This is a genomic window from Chthonomonas calidirosea T49 (assembly GCF_000427095.1).
Classification (GTDB): domain Bacteria; phylum Armatimonadota; class Chthonomonadetes; order Chthonomonadales; family Chthonomonadaceae; genus Chthonomonas; species Chthonomonas calidirosea.
This window is the reverse complement of sequence record NC_021487.1, coordinates 165180-181654: the sequence shown is the minus strand read 5'-3', so window position 1 is coordinate 181654 and position 16475 is coordinate 165180. Positions and strand designations below refer to the sequence as shown.

The following is a 16475-nucleotide window of genomic DNA, read 5'->3' as shown; positions in this document are numbered from 1 at the left end:
CCTTCTACTATAAGTAGTTGTTTGTTGCGGTAGGAACTCTTTCAGGAAAGCGCTCTATCCAATAGCTCTATAGGATGGCATACTTTTATCGAGAGGTGGGCGTCTTCCACCCCCTGCTCAATCCACGCAAGGCACCCTGGATTGCCTGTTGCCACGTAGCTTGCCCCTGTCGAACGGATGTTCTCGATCTTGCGGTCGAGTAGCCTCTTTGCCATTTCCGGCTGAGTGATGTTATACACACCGGCGCTTCCACAACAGGTGTCTGCCTCTTCCAACTCCACGAGCTTGAGCTCCGGAATGGTCTGTAAGAGAGCCCGTGGCTGACTGCGAATACGCTGCGCGTGCGCTAAATGACAGGCATCGTGATAGGTCACCGTTACAGACAAGGGGCTCGGCTGAGCTGAAAGCCCTATCTCCATCAGCCATTCGCTGACATCGCGCACCTTCGACGTAAAACGACGCGCTGGCTCCGCATAGTCCGGATCGTCACCTAACAGCTCTGCATACTCTTTCAATGTGGAGCCGCATCCGGCTGAGTTTACCACGAATGCATCTATCTCTTCCAAAAACGGCGACAGAGCGTCCAAGAAGGTGCGAGCATATCGCCGAGCTTCGTTCAACAACCCTACATGCAGATGTAACGCCCCACAACAGCCCAAACGTGAAGGAGCGATCACCTCACATCCGTTCTTCTGTAAGACCCGCACCGTCGCTGCGTTGATGTTGGCAAAAAGCACTTGCATAACGCAGCCGGTGAGCATGCCAACCGTGTATCGCTTCTCCCCTAAAGCCGGGCTTCTTTCAGGCAAAGGGCTGGCCTCTCCGTGGCTTTGCGGTAACCGCACCGGCGTGTGAGCCGTACCGGCCAACAACCTTGCCGCAAAACCAGGGAGTTTACCCCGTCGAGCACTTGGCAGCAGACGCCCTGCCTTTAGGGAAAACGCTAACCTGCGAGGGTTAGCCAAGAGGTCTACAAGCTGTTTACGCGCCAGGCCTTGCAGAACCGGACGTTGGTGTTGCGTCTCTATTTCGGCACGAGCCATCTCGAGGATCGCCCCGTACTCCACCCCCGAAGGACAGGCGGTTTCGCAAGCACGACACCCCAAACAGGTATCGAGTGCCTCTACAACCTCTTCATTTAAAGGGATTACGCCCTCATGCCAAGAACGTACTAGATAGATGCGCCCCCGCGGACTGAGCGTCTCCCTGCCGGTTAAACGAAAGGTAGGACAGGCATCTAAACAGAAGCCGCAACGAATGCATTTGAGGGTCTTCTCTTCAACTCGGTCCATAGCTTACACCACCGTTTTTGCAGAACAGTCCACCCGGCTCTCTACCTCAAGCGCTTCCGGTCGCTCCGCAACGCATAGTATCGTTAGACCAAAAGGAAGCGAGAAGCGACAGGCCAACCGGTTCTCTAGCTTTAAAAGCGCGATGAGCGCCCGATTAATAACCTCGGGCACCATTGGCATCGCCGCCTGGGGGGGATCGTGCGGGGGACGTTTGGCGAGCAGACGCCGTTGCAAGGCCACCGCAGGATAGAGCAACGTCATGACATGCGTTATTTTTTGGATGCGAAAGCCTACCCGATTTACCCGATCCTCCAACTCGCGGCGCATATAGCGCCGGAAATGCATGAGGGCGAGGTCGTGCTCGCCCCACAGGTGGGGATAGGCTGGCACGGTGGCAATAAGCCGTCCACCCGGCTTTAAAACACGAAACAACTCGCACAGCGCCGCTTGGTCGTCGGGCAAGTGTTCTAAAACATCCATGCAAACCGCCAGATCAAACGAGGCCGTAGCCAGCGGTAGTCGCATCGCATCGGCGCGCACAAGATGCCGAAGACCGCGTTTGCGAGAGTACTCCAGCGCCAATGCCGAAAAATCGGTGGAGACCACCCGCCCCCACTGAGTAAGCCGACGCGAAATCGCCCCGGTACCACATCCCACATCTAAAATCACGGACGCCTCTTTTTTGGCAGGGTTGCCATAAAACCGTTGAAGAAGCTGCTCGAGTAGCGCTTGGCGGCCAACAAACCACCAATAGGCCTCTTCCAAGCGATACATCCGTTCATACTCTGCCGTTTTCATTGCAGGGGCAACTCTAAAGAGGGAGCCGTTATCCCCCGATAACGCGTGGTGCGAATGCGCCAAACAGCATGCACCATCCGTAGACCATCGCGCAGTAAATGAACTTTCGATCCTTCCTGATGCGCCCAGCGCACGGGCACCTCAGCAACCCGAAACTCGAAAACGCGTATCGCCAAATAGAGGACCTCGACGTCAAACGCAAAATGGTCAATACGACAACGACTAAAGATGGTGTGGGCAGCAGAACGTGAGAAAAGCTTAAATCCACACTGCGTATCATGAATGCCGGGAACGGTGATCAAACGCACAAAGCGATTGAAGGTCTTTCCGGCGGTCTCCCTCAACCAGGATTGACGCTTCACTAACTCCGAGCCCAGCATATCGCGCGACCCGATGGCGATATCATAGCCGGCGTCAAGCTTAGAATGGAGTTTTTCAATCTCTTCAATCGGGGTAGCAAGGTCGGCATCGGTGAAAAGCAGACGTTCGCCTTTAGCGCGCAGTATACCGTAACGAACGGCATGGCCTTTGCCCCGATTCGGCGTATAGGCCAGCAGCCGCACTTGGGAGCGACAAGCGGCAATGCGGCGTACAAGCTCCTCGGTGCCATCGGTGCTGCCGTCGCTCACAACGAGAATTTCGTAGGAGTAGGGTTGTGAATCAAAATAGGTCAGCATGCGCTTCAAAGAGGGGCCTAATCGTTTCTCCTCATTAAAGGCGGGCACAACGACACTAAGATAGGGAGAGACAGCATCGGGCGTGGCCGTCGCCTCCGTCTGGGGTTCGTGGCTCAAACAGTTCACCTCCAAGGAAACCGTCCGTGCGCAGCTCAGTTGCTCCCGGACCTCCTATATTATATACCCGCTCCCTGCAAGATCTATTCCCGCAGCGAACTGGACAAAAAAGAGCTAGCCGTGTAGGCTAGCTCTCCAAAATCGAGCCTTGGTCACGCGCTACCTTGTTGACGTCAGCTCCACCATCGCCGCTCTATGTGCAGGAACGACCACTTTAATATAGATGTGCCTCTTATCTCCTGGAACCGGCTCTTCAGATGCCGGCAGGGTTGTTTTCTTCCCTTTGTAAGTAATGGTGGCGGTAACCTTCTCATCATCCCCTACGCGAGGCAGCTCCAAATACATGGGTAAGTCTTGCAGTGTATAGTTCATCAGCATGCCAGCCGGGTCTTGAGGATCGGCCTTAAGGATCTCTGCGAAGAGACGCCATGGCTGCATCACGGTAATATGGATCTCTTTGCCGTCTACCTCGCATAAAAGGTAGTGCTGGAACCCACCATCCTCAACCGGTGCGTCGCTTGGCGCACCAGCACCACCAGATACGATGTAGTGAATGCCATCGTGCACTGAAGCATAGTAAAGGTGCTCATGGCCAGAGAAAACGTACTTAACCCCGTACTTCAAAAAGAGCTGGTGGAGCGCATCGCGATTGGTGGTATCAGAAAAACCCTCATCAGGATTTTTGGGAAAGAGCGGATAGTGCGTGAACACGACAATTAGAGAGGCATTTTTATGCTCTTCTAGGTCCTGTTCCAACCAACGCATCTGCTCTGGCCCCACGCCCCCCTTCATCCCAAAATCGGCCGTGTTCAAAGCGATGAAGTGAACCCCGCCATAATCAAAAGAGCCGTACAGGAGCCCCATGCGTTGTTCATAGAGCTTGGCCATCTCAGGCCGGTCGTGGATCTCGTGGTTGCCAGGGGCATTGTAAACGGGCACTTCCGCTAAAGCAGCGGCCTTTAGAAACGCGTCGTATTCCTGATCGGCCTCTGCCAGGGTATCGTCCGTGCCATAGATGGTGTCGCCCGTCCATAGAACCAAATTAGGTCGCAGCAAGGCCACCTCCGAGAATATCTGTGGCGCGGTTGGGGGCATAGGCACCCCTCGCCCAACCGACCTGTTATCCCCACCTAGCACGAAAGTAAAGTGCCCTGGTTTGCTCGGCTGCGTAACGAAATGGGCTGCCGGGGTTGGCAGTGGCGAGAGCATATGACTGCTCTCGCCGAAGCATGTTGCAGGCAAGGTAACGCCTAGTAACAATACAACGAGAAGCTTTATTCTCACGTGTCGCATCCCCTATCCCCTAACATCCTGTATTCCAAGGTGCCTGAGGTGGATACCACTGGTCGCCCCAAAGAAAGTTACTTGGATTGAGCGTCTGCTCAAAGCGAAGGAACTTTGCATGTCCATCGTAAAAGAGGTAGTTCGCTCCGCCGTTATGCCTATCCCATCGCACCCGCGTGATCTCCACCTTATCCTTTGGGCCGTTTAGGCCAGCAAGCGCCTCTTGCAAGGTCACATAGTGGTATCCATTGCCCAATGGCTGTTCATAGCTACAAATCTGCCCACCGTTCCTAGCGCCAGCAAAACCGCTCGTTCCTTTCCACTGACCGATCACGTATCCGTTGTTCTCTTTGTCGCGGCGCTCCGTTAACACGATGAGAGAAGCAGGGTAGTTATAAGCCGATTCGGGAACGGGAAGCCAATCGTGTGCGGGAATCACGTTGTAGTTATTGATATACGAGAATTTTGGAACCTGTGCGTCGCAGTTTAAACCCGGCGTCTGCCCTGCCAAGCACGGTGTCTTGGGAGTCACTGGGTTGGGATCGGAAGGACACACAAATATCTGCACGTTTTTCACGTAGAGCTGCAGTATAAACGACCAATGGATCTTCAAGACAGGCGATTCGTAGGTGGTCTGCATGAGCGTGTTGTCATAGTCCTGCGCGTACATCGCGAACGCTAATCCAAGCTGTTTCTGGTTAGACAAACAGGAGATGGCTCTCGCCTTCTCGCGCGCCTGCGCAAAGACAGGAAAGAGAATGGCTGCCAGTATCGCTATTATAGCGATAACGACAAGCAACTCGATAAGGGCAAACCCGCGCTTCATCATAGTAAGTCTCCTTTATTATGTAATCGTGTTCTGTTCCGGTTAAGTCCATGTCTAGTCTTGCGTTACTAGAAGTGTAGTCTATAAAAATTTAATGGAATGTTAATAAAAGATTGAATTTAAATTAAGACATTTTTTAGATTCTGCTTACTCGCAATAACCAACTCATCCGCCTTCAGACGAGATCGTGCAGGAGAATAGGGATATGACCGCGAAATAGTAGAGACATAGATTTCCCCCATTTTTACGAAAAAGGAGTTTTGCTATGGGAACGATCAAACAGTCGCTGGCGTGGTGGGGCTTTGCACGCTCCATAGAACCGGAGAAGCTCATTGCAGAGGCTAAGCGAATCGGCTATGCCGGAGTGGAGATGTGCCCTCAAGAGCTTTGGCCTAAAGTGGTGGATGCTGGCTTGCGCATCGTCACTATGGGAGGACACAAGTCCCTAACCGATGGGCTTAATCGTCGCGAGAATCATGACCGCATCGAGCGCGAACTTAAAGATAACATCGAACTTGCGGTGAAATGGGACATCCCCTCCCTCATTGTCTTTAGTGGCAACCGAGGTGGTATTTCAGATGAGGAGGGGTTAACCAACACTGTGGACGGTCTGCGCCGTGTGGCCAAAACGGCAGAAGAGGCTGGCGTTACCCTCGTTTTGGAGCTACTGAACTCCAAAGTAGACCACCCCGACTATCAGTGCGATCACACGGCTTGGGGGGTCGAGGTGTGTCGCCGTGTCGGCTCACCGCGCGTAAAGCTGCTCTACGATATCTACCATATGCAGATTATGGAAGGCGACATCATCCGCACCATCAAAAACCATATCGAGCATATCGGTCATTTCCACACCGCCGGAAATCCGGGTCGTCATGAAATAGACGACTCTCAAGAGCTCTACTATCCGGCCATTATGCGCGCCATTGCCGAGACGAATTATGACGGCTATGTTGGACAGGAGTTCACCCCCACACGTGATGCCGTCGCATCACTCGAACAGGCCTATCGAATCTGCAATGTCTAGGGCGCTTGATGGGTCAGTAGAAGCCCGTTTACGAGAAAACTTGTATCCGCCCCTGTCATAAGCGGTCGCCACGCTACCCGCTTATGACAGCAAGGAACCTTCGCGGAGGGAGTGAAGTATTATCATATAGATTTAGCGTACTATGCGCAATTCTCAACTCAAAATGCTCCAGCGCGCAACCGAGCAGGAACCTGCTGCGTAATCTTAACAGGTACGATTTCTATATCCTGTCCGTCGTAACTCTTAGGCTAGCTAAAAATAACAACGTTCATCGAACCGAGCGTAAACCTATGACACGCTACCGATTTGGCTTCCACCCGAACGAGCTTATCTTCATCCGTGTGGACGCCGAATTTCCTTTCGGCCCCGACAGCGTTCTGCAGGCACGCCCCTTGCGACCTGCTATAGACATGTATGAGATGGAAGATGCCCTCATCGTGAAAGTGGAGCTGCCCGGAGTACAGGTCGAACATATAGACATAACCCTCTCGGAAGAGACTCATCAACTTCTCGTGAGAGGAGAGCGCAAAGAAAGCGTTGCCGATATCGAGGGTCGCCGTAGATGCCATCACCTTGAAATCTACTACGGCGCCTTCGAACGCCTTATCGCCTTGCCACCGGAACTTCGGTTCGATGCAGAGAACCTGTCCGCTCATTATCGAGACGGCTTCCTTATTGTGCGCTTACCGCTGCTACCTGCAGCGCGTCGCATCCAGGTAGAGTCGTCTTAATTCAGCAATTATCACTTCACCAAACCTGTGCTCTCGCAAACTTTGCAAGAGCGAACGAGGAAAGAAAAATGGCCACAAACAAAGAACTTGACATACCTTTCGAACTCCTTGAGCGCAACGAATCAGAGACGAACGATGCCTCGCGCTCGGAGACACCACCCATTCCGGAAGAGTTGAACCTCCTTCCTCTGAGGGAAGTGGTTATCTTCCCTATGCTAGTGGCCCCTCTCGGTGTGGGACGCGAAAGCTCTGTACGCCTTGTGCACGATTCGCTGCAGGGCGGCAACCGGCTGATCGCCGTGACCTGCATGAAAGACCCCACCATAGAACAGCCCACTATTAACGACATCTACACCATTGGCACCGTTGTCGCCGTGCAGATGATGGCCCAGGTGCCCGAAGGTATCCGCCTGATCGTGCAGGGCTTGCGCCGATTTGAACTCGTGGAGCTGGTGCAAACCACTCCCTACATGCGCGCTCGCATCCGACTGATCCCAGAGCCGGAGGTTCCTAAGGAGGACGAACTAGAAGTAGAGGCTCTGCGTCGCTCCGTTAGCCAGCTGTTCCAACGCATCGTTCAGCTCTCACCCGACCTTCCGGACGAGATGCAGAGCCTGCCCTCGCGCGTGCAAGGCCCAGGCGCGTTGGCTGATCTCATCGCGGCTCAACTGCCACGCATCAGCTTCCAAGAGCGTCAGGAGATTCTCGAGATCATCCCCATCAAACAGCGCCTGCATCGCCTCTTGGAGCTTCTCTCGCGCGAAGTGCAGCTGCTTGAACTGAGCAACCGCCTTCAATCGGAGGTCGTGCAAGAGCTCGGCAAAACGCAGAGGGAATACTACCTGCGTGAGCACCTACGACAAATTCAAAAAGAGCTCGGCGAAGGGGATGAACGCACCCAAGATATTGAGGAACTACGCCAAAAGATCGAGTCGAGCGGCATGCCGGAAGAGGCGCGCAAAGAGGCCGAACGCGAACTGAACCGCCTTAGCAGGATGAACCCGGCTGTGCCCGAATATAACGTCACACGCACCTACCTGGAATGGATGACCTCTATGCCTTGGCAGGTATCCACCCAGGATAATCTTGACATCAAGCACGTGAAAGAGGTGCTCGACGCTGACCACTACGGCCTCGATAAGGTGAAAGACCGAATCCTCGAATATCTCTCCGTACGCAAATTCAAAACCGAAGGCCCTGTGCGACAACCCATTCTCTGCTTCGTTGGGCCACCAGGCGTGGGCAAAACCTCACTAGGACGTTCCATTGCCCATGCGCTTGGGAGAAAGTTCGTGCGCATCTCGCTTGGAGGCGTCCACGACGAGGCCGAAATTCGCGGCCATAGACGCACCTACATAGGTGCCCTCCCCGGCCAGATCATCCAAGGTATCCGTCGTGCCGAAACCAATAACCCCGTCTTTATGCTCGACGAGATCGATAAGGTGCAGGCGGATTTTCGTGGTGACCCCTCGAGCGCCCTCCTTGAGGTGCTTGACCCAGAACAGAACTGCACTTTCCGAGACCACTATCTCGATGTGCCGTTTGACCTCAGCAAAGTGCTTTTCATCGCCACCGCGAATGTACTAGACACGATTCTTCCGCCGCTACGCGACCGCATGGAGATCATCGAAATCGCCGGCTACACGGAAGAAGAGAAGATCGCCATCGCTCAGGCGCACCTCATCCCGAAACAGACGAAAGAACACGGCATTCAAAACAAAATCCACTTCACCCCAGAGAGCGTGCAACTCATCGTGCGTGGCTACACACGGGAAGCTGGAGTACGCAATCTTGAGCGAGAGATCGCCGCCGTGTGTCGTAAAGCTACACGTGACTTTGCGGAAGGGCGCTACAAGACGCGTAAAATTACACCGCGCGTTGTGGAGGAGTATCTTGGAGCACCCCGCTTCGAGAACGAGGAGGCTATGGAACGTGTGGAACGGCCTGGAGTGGCCACCGGTCTTGCCTGGACCCCAATGGGTGGGGATATCCTCTTTGTAGAGGCCACTGCCATGCCCATCACCTCTAACCGTCCCTCCACGCTTATCGTTACCGGCCAGGTGGGCGACGTCATGCGTGAGTCGGCGCAAGCGGCCCTCTCCTACGTGCGTGCTCATGCCGCCGAAATCGGTGCCCCGCCCGACTTCTACGAAAAACACGATATCCATATCCACATACCTGCAGGTGCCATCCCGAAAGACGGCCCTTCCGCCGGCATTACCATGACGGTGGCATTAGCCTCGCTCTTTAGCGGTCGCCCCACACGTCCCCTCATGGCCATGACGGGTGAAGTGACCCTCTCGGGCAAGGTGCTGCCGGTGGGCGGTATTAAAGAGAAGGTGCTCGGTGCGCGACGCGCAGGCATTAAAACGGTGCTCCTACCTGAAAGAAACCGGAAAGATCTCTATGAGGACCTAAAACCGGAAATCCGAAAAGAGATGCATTTTCACTTTATCAAGGATGTAAAACAGGCGCTCAACCTCGCTCTCGAACCACCACGGAAACACTCTGCAGAACATACTGAGACCGCCAACTCGAGAGAAAAGGAAGCGCCGGGCCAAAAGAGAATCCGCAAAGTAGAGCCGATCGCACCCTCCATGCCTGCCTGATGCACATGAGAAGAACCAAACCTAGGGGAAGTGCACTTCCCCTAGGTTTCTTTAGGATGCACGCTTCAGCTCACGCCGACATGAGCGCAAAAGGGAGATTGCGACCTAACTCCGTTACTCACGCAAACGGTGCCGTTTGTAATGATTGATGAGGCCATTTGTTGATGAATCGTGACCGGTAACCTCCTGTGTACCCTCTAGTTCAGGTAGAATCGCTTTGGCCAGCTGCTTCCCTAGCTCCACTCCCCACTGGTCAAACGAGTTGATATTCCAAATAACACCCTGCGTGAAAATCTTATGCTCGTACATAGCGATCAACGAACCAAGTGTGCGCGGGGTTATCTTTTGAACCAAGATAGAGTTCGTGGGCCGATTTCCAGGAAATACTTTATGCGGCACCAATTTCTCTAAAGCCTCCCCACTCATGCCTGCAGCCTCTAACTCTTTCCGCACCTCTTCTTCCGTTTTACCACGCATCAGGGCCTCGGTCTGGGCGAAGAAATTGGAAAGGAGGATCTTGTGGTGTTCTCCAATTGGATTATGGGTTTCGATCGGTGCAATGAAGTCACAAGGGATCAACTTCGTACCTTGATGAATTAACTGATAAAAAGCATGCTGGCCGTTGGTGCCTGGCTCTCCCCAAATGATTGGGCCGGTGGAGTAGTCCACTACATGGCCGTCTCTATCAACACGCTTGCCATTGCTCTCCATGTCACCCTGCTGAAAATAGGCTGGAAACCGATGCATGTACTGATCATACGGCAAGATGGCGTGGGTCTGCGCCCCGAAAAAGTTGTTATACCAAATGCCTAACAAACCCAACGTCACTGGAATATTCTGCTCAAAAGGCGTGTGCCGAAAGTGCTCATCCATCTCAAAGGCGCCTGTGAGCAACTCCTCGAAGTTGTCCATACCGATGTAGAGAGCGATGGACAACCCTATCGCAGACCAAAGCGAGTAACGCCCCCCAACCCAATCCCAAAAAACAAACATGTTCTTGGGATCAATGCCAAACTTCACAACCTCCTTCTCATTCGTCGAAAGCGCTACGAAATGCTTAGCAACGGCGGCCTCATCGTGCGCATAGCGCAAAAACCAGTCGCGGGCCGTATGGGCGTTCACCAATGTCTCTTGCGTAGTAAAGGTCTTTGAGGCAATGGAAAACAGCGTTGTCTCCGGATGCACCTGTTTGAGCGTTTCAACGATATGCGTGCCGTCTACATTCGAGACGAAGTGAACGCGTAAATCTGGCTTGCCGTAGGGCTTCAACGCCTCGGTCACCATCACTGGGCCAAGGTCGGAACCGCCAATGCCAATATTGACGATGTCTGTAATCGCTTTCCCCGTATACCCACGCCAACGCCCGCTGCGCACCGCCTCGGTAAACTCTCGCATGTGCGCTAATACAGCGTTTACCTCCGGCATCACATCCCTCCCATCTACATAGATGGGACGATTAGCGCGGTTCCTTAACGCTACGTGGAGTACGGCACGATTTTCTGTAACGTTGATCTTCTCACCGGAAAACATGCGCTCTATCCAACGATCTAGCTGCACCTCTCGTGCCAAAGCGTAGAGCAACTGCATCGTCTCTTCCGTAATGCGGTTCTTCGAGTAGTCTACAAGGATATCGTTGAACTGTAGATGAAACTTCTCAAAACGCCCCGGATCCTTTGCAAAGAGGTCGCGCATATGCAGTGGCTCGATCTGACGATAATGCTCCTGAAGTGCCTTCCAAACTTCAGATTCGGTTAACCGGCTCATCCTTTTCTCCTATCCGTTCTGTGCGGTTTACAGCACCTATAGTTTACTCCTCTTCCCTCTACCTGTCTATTCGTCCGCCACATCTCCTCATAAGAAATGCAGGATGAAAGGGCGTACATGAGATAGAGCTATCATCGTTAGCAGTTCCGATAGCGCTACAATAACCCCCAAACAGTCCCCAGAAAGTCCGCCAAGCTGACGCACAAAGTAAGCCGCCAAAAGCCGACTCGCGCTTCCTACCCCTAACAACAAGCCTGCAATGGGCACACAGCCGTAGATCAACCCGGTTGTAGCAGCCAATAGAGTGCCAATCCATAGCTCCTTACCTGAAACTTTTCCTGCGAACAATGCTACTGTCGAGTTTGGCACAGCCCGATAAGGGCTTCGATAGAAGGTAGCAAGAACGGCCCATCGTGCGACACATGGCGCCACAATCAAGGTCCAAGGGACCCATGAACGGGGCATGCTCGCCAGCAGAGCGGCCTTGAACGCGAGGAGAAAAAAGAGACCTACAACCCCAAACGTACCCAACCGACTATCCCGCATGATCTCTAGCCGTTTTTCGGGAGTATAAGCCCCAAAACCGTCGCACCAATCCGCAAATGCGTCCTCATGAAAAGCTCCCGTTAAAACAATGGCAGCCCCCATAGCAGCCAGCACTCCAACCGGTGCCGAAAAACGACACTCAAGCGCCGCTTTATAGGCCGCTGCACTTATAACACCTATAAGAAGACCGACCAGCGGAAAGTAGCGAAGGCTAGGAGCCATCTGTTCTGTGTGCATTCGTGCCCAGCGCGCGCAAGGCAGCCTTGTAAGAAACATCATGGCGGCTCCGAGATAGGCTAACTCTCTACGTAACATCTTGCTCTTCCCGCTCGCTGACCCCAGCCTCTGCAAAAGTCGCCATCTCCCTTAAAATGCGTCCTGCGGCCTCAACCAAAAAACTCGCTAATGCGGCACCGCTCCCCTCCCCAAGGCGCATGCCGAGATCGAGCAGTGGATTCGCTTCCAAAAGCTCCAGCGCATACCGATGCCCTAACTCCTCAGAACGGTGGGCAAAAATAAGTGCATCTCTTGCTTTCGGGGTTAGATGATAGGCTACCAATGCAGCTACCGTTACAATGAATCCATCCACGATCACGGGGATTTTACTGGCCGCCGCCCCTATCATACTGCCAACGAGCGCCGCGATCTCCAGCCCACCTACAGCGCAGAGCGCCTCAAAAGGGGTTTTCACCCACTCTCGATGGCGTGCTACCGCTCTAGCCACAATGGCGCGCTTGTGCTCTAGCTGTGCGTCCGTTAGCCCTGTCCCTCGCCCAACAACCTGCTCCTCTCTGGCTTCAGTCAGCAAACAGAGCAGCGCCGCTGCGGCCGTTGTGTTACCGATGCCCATCTCCCCCAAGCAGAGGATATCTACTTCATCCTCCGCCGCCTCAAACGCTAGCTCTATTCCAACGTTTAGCGCTTGCAGGGTCTCCTCAACCGTCATCGCTGGCTCATGCGCAAAATTTCGTGTTCCCCAACGCACCTTGCGGTTTTTGACCCCGACCACCGGCTCCGCAGCTACCCCCACGTCTACAACAAAAAGTTCACCACCCATTAACCGCGCTAACACATTGATGGCGGCTCCTCCTGCAGCAAAGTTGGCTAACATCTGCGCGGTTACCTCTCTCGGATAGGCACTAACCTTTTCCTCTGTAATACCGTGATCGGCGGCGAAAACAAGAATGCGCTTTCTAGCCGTGTCCGGCGGCACCTTGTGTTGAATCGCACAAAGCTGAACGGCCAGCTCTTCTAAACGGCCTAAACTTCCTACCGGCTTTGTCTTCCGATCAAGCTGCTCCTGAGCCGCTAAGCGGTGCTGCCGTGATAGCTCCGGTATCTCTGGTAGTTTTAGCTCCACTTTCCCTCATCCACCCCCTTTGTAGTTAAAAAGACCCCCTACGTCTTTCGCACTCTAGACGCCTCTCCGCAAGAAGTACATCGGCAAATACAAAACCATCTCGCCGTACGATCTCACCTACTACCACCGAAAGAGGATGACGAAACATCGGCCCTTTGTAGACAAAGGAGTGAAACTCCCCACGCTCTCCACAAGGGTCTACCCCCTCTGGCAGCTCCGACAAGAATGCCGCATCAAACACCCTCCCCACAAATGTTTCTGAAAGCTGCTCAGGGTTCACACAGGTGATCACAGCTTCCAAACCCTCCCTCACCATCTGCGCCGCTAGCTTATCCGTCGGCTCCCCCCATAACGGGAACAGAGGGGTAATGCCAGTCCCCTCCAGCCGAGTTTCACGATAAGCGCGAACATCTTCCAAAAAAAGATCGCCAAACGCCATGTGGGTAACTCCCATTTGGGGGCAGACCTCATAGACGATGCGGCGCATCGCTTCCTCATACTGCGCGTTCGTACACGGCCACGGAATCGGAACCCGAATAAGGGGCACCCCAGCCGCTTCGGCCTGTGCCTCAAGCAGCACCTCTCGAACCGCATGCATGGCAACGCGTTGAAACGCCGCGTTTACCGTTGTCAGCAACCCAACCACCTCGATATCCGGCATCTGCTGCAGGCGATAGAGCGTCCACGCCGAATCCTTGCCGGTACTCCAAGAGACGATCACACGCGCTTTCCTCAATCGCTTCCCTCCTGCGACTTGATTTTCAAGGGAATGCCACAAAACATCAACACCACTTCATCAGCTGCCGCCGCAATGATCTGGTTCGCCCTGCCGGCAATATCCTGGAAAAGACGTCCTAAAGCGGTAAGCGGATGCAGGCTTAGACCAACCTCATTGCTAACAAAAAGCACATCGGCCTCGCTCGCGCGTGCGGCAGCACAGAGACGCTCCACTTCCTGTCGAATCCGAATTTCGATCTGATCACGCGGCTGTTCTTGCATGGAAAGCAAAAGATTGCTCAGAAATAGCGTGATACAATCTAGGAGAATAACGTCGTACTGTCCCTTGCGAGCAAGAATGGCATCGGCAGCCTCTATTGGTACTTCAATGGTGTCCCACTCTTGAGGCCGCTCCCTTCGGTGATATGCAATACGCGCCGCCATCTCCTCGTCGGTCACCTCTGCCGTGGCAATGAAAAGCACCCTCCCTAAGCGCTGTTCGGCAAGCGTCTTCGCCAGATTTTGTGCATAGCGGCTCTTGCCGCTACGAGCACCACCCACCACGAAGATAAATCTAGCCTTTGAGAGCTGTGTGGACATGCTTTGTCTCCTTTGTGAAGAGTTCGGGGTGGAGGAAGTGGGCGAGATTCTTGATGCCATCTACCAACCTTGGGGTAGGCCGCACGAGTGTGCCCTGTGGACTGTCGTCCGGAAAAAATCGCCGATACCGAACCGCCGGCACGCTCTCTTTCCACCCAGGCATCCGTACTACATAAGGCACGAGATCTGGGCTGCATGCGATCACATCTGGCTGAGCCAGCACAACCTCTTCTGGAGAAAGAGTATCGTCTGCCGACAACGTGAGCGCTGCATTTCTTCCACCAGCATATTCGATGGCATCGTCAATAAATGAGTTCGAGCCTGTTGTGTAGATAGGATTCAATTGGTATATCATCAACACCTTTGGTCGGCGTTTCGCATGCGCCACGATTCGCTCTATTTGGAGAAGCCGTCTCTTCATGGTCTGCACTAGCAAGCTCGCCTTCTCCTTCTCTCCTACCGCACGCCCGATAAGCAAAATTGAAGCATAAACCTCACTAAGATTGTGCGGATCCACCACCAACGTGGGAACGTGCAGATAGCGCAGTTGGCGGATCTCCCGATCGTTCAGCCCGCCGAAAGCCAAAACTAAATCGGGATGGTAAGCCAGAATGTTTTCGATGGATGCGTTCATCATAGGCCCCACCTTCGGCTTTCGTTTTACAGACGGTGGGTAATCGTCGGCAGTGGTTACAGCAACAATCCGATCCTGAGCGCCTAAATCGTACACTATCTCCGTGTTGCTTGGCGCTAACGAAACGATCCGGCGCGGACACGCTGTAAGAACTAGCCGAAAACCCGTCTGATCGCGAAGAACACAGGGGGAGCCGCTGGAGGGAAAAAGCTTTGGCCGAACCTCGTGAGCAGCAGGATAACGGCCACAGCCGCCACACACGGCAGCAAGAAATACCATGCCGAAGATGAAATGAAACTTCACTTCCCTCTCCCACTTCTGCGATGCCCCTGCGCGCTCAAGGAGAGGGTATCACCTTGGCCGTTGAACGGCCTCAGAGGAGAACAGCTTAGCGAGGAACCACAGGCTGAAAAAGTTCTCAAACCCATCACACCCTTTGACGCGAAGGGCCTAGTGATGCAGCGTAGGTGGGCATTCGGACTCATCCTCTATAGGAGGACACACCGCAGCGCGACTGTGCCGGATTCTCACCGGACTTCCCCCCAACGTAGACCGGCCACGAACCGGTGCCTACGCCGTAACTGCTCTATTATACCTCTGCTGATTCGCGGATCCTACAGGGAGCCGCCATCTAGCAAATTACGAGAAAGGCCTAGGCAGGAGGCTACCTAGCGATGGCTCTCGCCTGCCTTCCGTCGTTTATCGCACTAGGTCATGTACTTGTACAAGCCCCCTTGTCCACGGATATGCAACGGCCTTCTAAGCACATCAGCACGTACTCCTCATGAGGAGGTATAACTAAAAAATAAATCTCCTAAAAGGCGTCCATTATGGTTATTCTTGGAATCGATCCCGGCACCGCTATCACCGGCTATGGCCTTCTTGAAGTGAAAGATCACAAAATTACACATTTGGCACATGGGGTTCTTCTCACCGATAAAAACCTCCCTACTCCCAACCGCATGCTCTCGCTCTATACACAACTCAACGATCTTCTCAGCCAATGGCATCCCGATGTGCTGGTCACGGAAAAGCTCTTCTTTGCCAACAACGTTAACACGGCTCTTGCCGTTGGTGGCTCCATCGGTGTTGTGCTCCTCGCCGCAGCGCAACGAGCGATCCCCTGGATAGAGTACCGGCCGGCTGAGGTGAAGATGGCGGTCGTCGGTTATGGGCGCGCCGAAAAGAAACAGATACAGTACATGATAACAAAGCTACTTGCACTTCCCAACCCGCCTACCCCCGACGACGCCGCTGATGCGCTTGCTATTGCCCTTTGTCATGCCCATTCCGCTCCACTACGTAAAGTCCAAAATCTGAGTTAGTTTTCCTCCTATTCCATCACTCGCTTTCGGCAATCGGTTATGCTAGAATATAGTTAGATAGACCGCATCTATTTCGTGGGATTCCCCCTTAAAATCAAGGTTTATCAAAACGCATCACACCCTCGTCTGCACGCTGTGGAAAGCCCTGCTGCACGAGAGAATAAGCCGGAG

At 53.7% G+C, this 16475-nt stretch carries 15 protein-coding genes and 1 riboswitch; of the genes, 4 read left to right on the top strand and 11 right to left on the bottom strand.

Annotated elements, in window-relative coordinates:
- Positions 1-41: 41 nt before the first annotated feature.
- The 5 genes from CCALI_RS00810 to CCALI_RS16275 form a co-directional block, all read right to left on the bottom strand.
- On the bottom strand, positions 42-1292 hold the full coding sequence (locus tag CCALI_RS00810) for a (Fe-S)-binding protein (RefSeq protein WP_016481568.1): 1251 nt from the start codon (positions 1290-1292) through the stop codon (positions 42-44).
- A 3-nt stretch (positions 1293-1295) separates the two neighbouring features.
- Entirely contained in the window at positions 1296-2090 is a 795-nt protein-coding gene (locus CCALI_RS00805) for a class I SAM-dependent methyltransferase (protein WP_016481567.1), read from the bottom strand.
- Entirely contained in the window at positions 2087-2893 is an 807-nt protein-coding gene (locus CCALI_RS00800) for a dolichyl-phosphate beta-glucosyltransferase (protein ID WP_425481496.1), read from the bottom strand. The genes CCALI_RS00805 and CCALI_RS00800 overlap by 4 nt, the downstream gene beginning before the upstream one ends.
- 150 nt (positions 2894-3043) lie before the next feature.
- Complete coding sequence (locus CCALI_RS00795) at positions 3044-4177, bottom strand: metallophosphoesterase family protein (protein WP_016481565.1); 1134 nt, start codon at positions 4175-4177, stop codon at positions 3044-3046.
- Between the two features lie 10 nt (positions 4178-4187).
- Positions 4188-4997 (bottom strand): DUF1559 family PulG-like putative transporter, encoded by an 810-nt coding sequence (locus tag CCALI_RS16275; RefSeq protein WP_052572293.1) that lies wholly within the window; start codon positions 4995-4997, stop codon positions 4188-4190.
- Between the two features lie 262 nt (positions 4998-5259).
- Between CCALI_RS16275 and CCALI_RS00785 the strand changes: the two genes are divergently transcribed.
- From CCALI_RS00785 to lon, 3 genes are all read left to right on the top strand, one after another.
- Positions 5260-6018 carry a hydroxypyruvate isomerase family protein gene (locus CCALI_RS00785; RefSeq protein WP_016481563.1) on the top strand — a complete coding sequence of 253 codons (759 nt, stop codon included), beginning with the start codon at positions 5260-5262 and terminating at the stop codon, positions 6016-6018.
- 290 nt (positions 6019-6308) lie between these two features.
- Complete coding sequence (locus CCALI_RS00780) at positions 6309-6749, top strand: Hsp20/alpha crystallin family protein (protein WP_016481562.1); 441 nt, start codon at positions 6309-6311, stop codon at positions 6747-6749.
- Positions 6750-6817: 68 nt separating this feature from the next.
- Positions 6818-9358 carry an endopeptidase La gene (lon, locus tag CCALI_RS00775; protein ID WP_016481561.1) on the top strand — a complete coding sequence of 847 codons (2541 nt, stop codon included), beginning with the start codon at positions 6818-6820 and terminating at the stop codon, positions 9356-9358.
- A 114-nt stretch (positions 9359-9472) separates the two neighbouring features.
- Here lon and pgi read toward each other — a convergent pair whose 3' ends face one another.
- The 6 genes from pgi to CCALI_RS00745 all read right to left on the bottom strand — a co-directional run bounded on the left by pgi (position 9473) and on the right by CCALI_RS00745 (position 15282).
- Complete coding sequence (pgi, locus tag CCALI_RS00770; protein WP_016481560.1) at positions 9473-11122, bottom strand: glucose-6-phosphate isomerase; 1650 nt, start codon at positions 11120-11122, stop codon at positions 9473-9475.
- Between the two features lie 87 nt (positions 11123-11209).
- Positions 11210-11983, bottom strand: coding sequence for an adenosylcobinamide-GDP ribazoletransferase (gene cobS / locus CCALI_RS00765; RefSeq protein WP_044948731.1), 774 nt, complete (start codon positions 11981-11983; stop codon positions 11210-11212).
- The gene (gene cobT / locus CCALI_RS00760; RefSeq protein WP_016481558.1) at positions 11973-13028 is read right to left on the bottom strand and encodes a nicotinate-nucleotide--dimethylbenzimidazole phosphoribosyltransferase; all 1056 of its coding nucleotides are present in this window, start codon (positions 13026-13028) and stop codon (positions 11973-11975) included. Before cobT ends, cobS begins: the two co-directional genes overlap by 11 nt.
- Before the next feature lie 25 nt (positions 13029-13053).
- Complete coding sequence (locus CCALI_RS00755; RefSeq protein ID WP_016481557.1) at positions 13054-13764, bottom strand: Dph6-related ATP pyrophosphatase; 711 nt, start codon at positions 13762-13764, stop codon at positions 13054-13056.
- Positions 13761-14345, bottom strand: coding sequence for a bifunctional adenosylcobinamide kinase/adenosylcobinamide-phosphate guanylyltransferase (gene cobU / locus CCALI_RS00750; RefSeq protein WP_016481556.1), 585 nt, complete (start codon positions 14343-14345; stop codon positions 13761-13763). Before cobU ends, CCALI_RS00755 begins: the two co-directional genes overlap by 4 nt.
- Complete coding sequence (locus CCALI_RS00745) at positions 14320-15282, bottom strand: ABC transporter substrate-binding protein (RefSeq protein ID WP_016481555.1); 963 nt, start codon at positions 15280-15282, stop codon at positions 14320-14322. The genes cobU and CCALI_RS00745 overlap by 26 nt, the downstream gene beginning before the upstream one ends.
- 146 nt (positions 15283-15428) lie before the next feature.
- Positions 15429-15568: riboswitch (cobalamin riboswitch) on the bottom strand.
- Positions 15569-15809: 241 nt separating this feature from the next.
- On the opposite strand from CCALI_RS00745, the gene ruvC reads away from it, so the two are divergent.
- Positions 15810-16304: a crossover junction endodeoxyribonuclease RuvC gene (gene ruvC / locus CCALI_RS00740; RefSeq protein ID WP_016481553.1), complete on the top strand. Its 495-nt coding sequence runs from the start codon at positions 15810-15812 to the stop codon at positions 16302-16304.
- Positions 16305-16475: the final 171 nt, after the last annotated feature.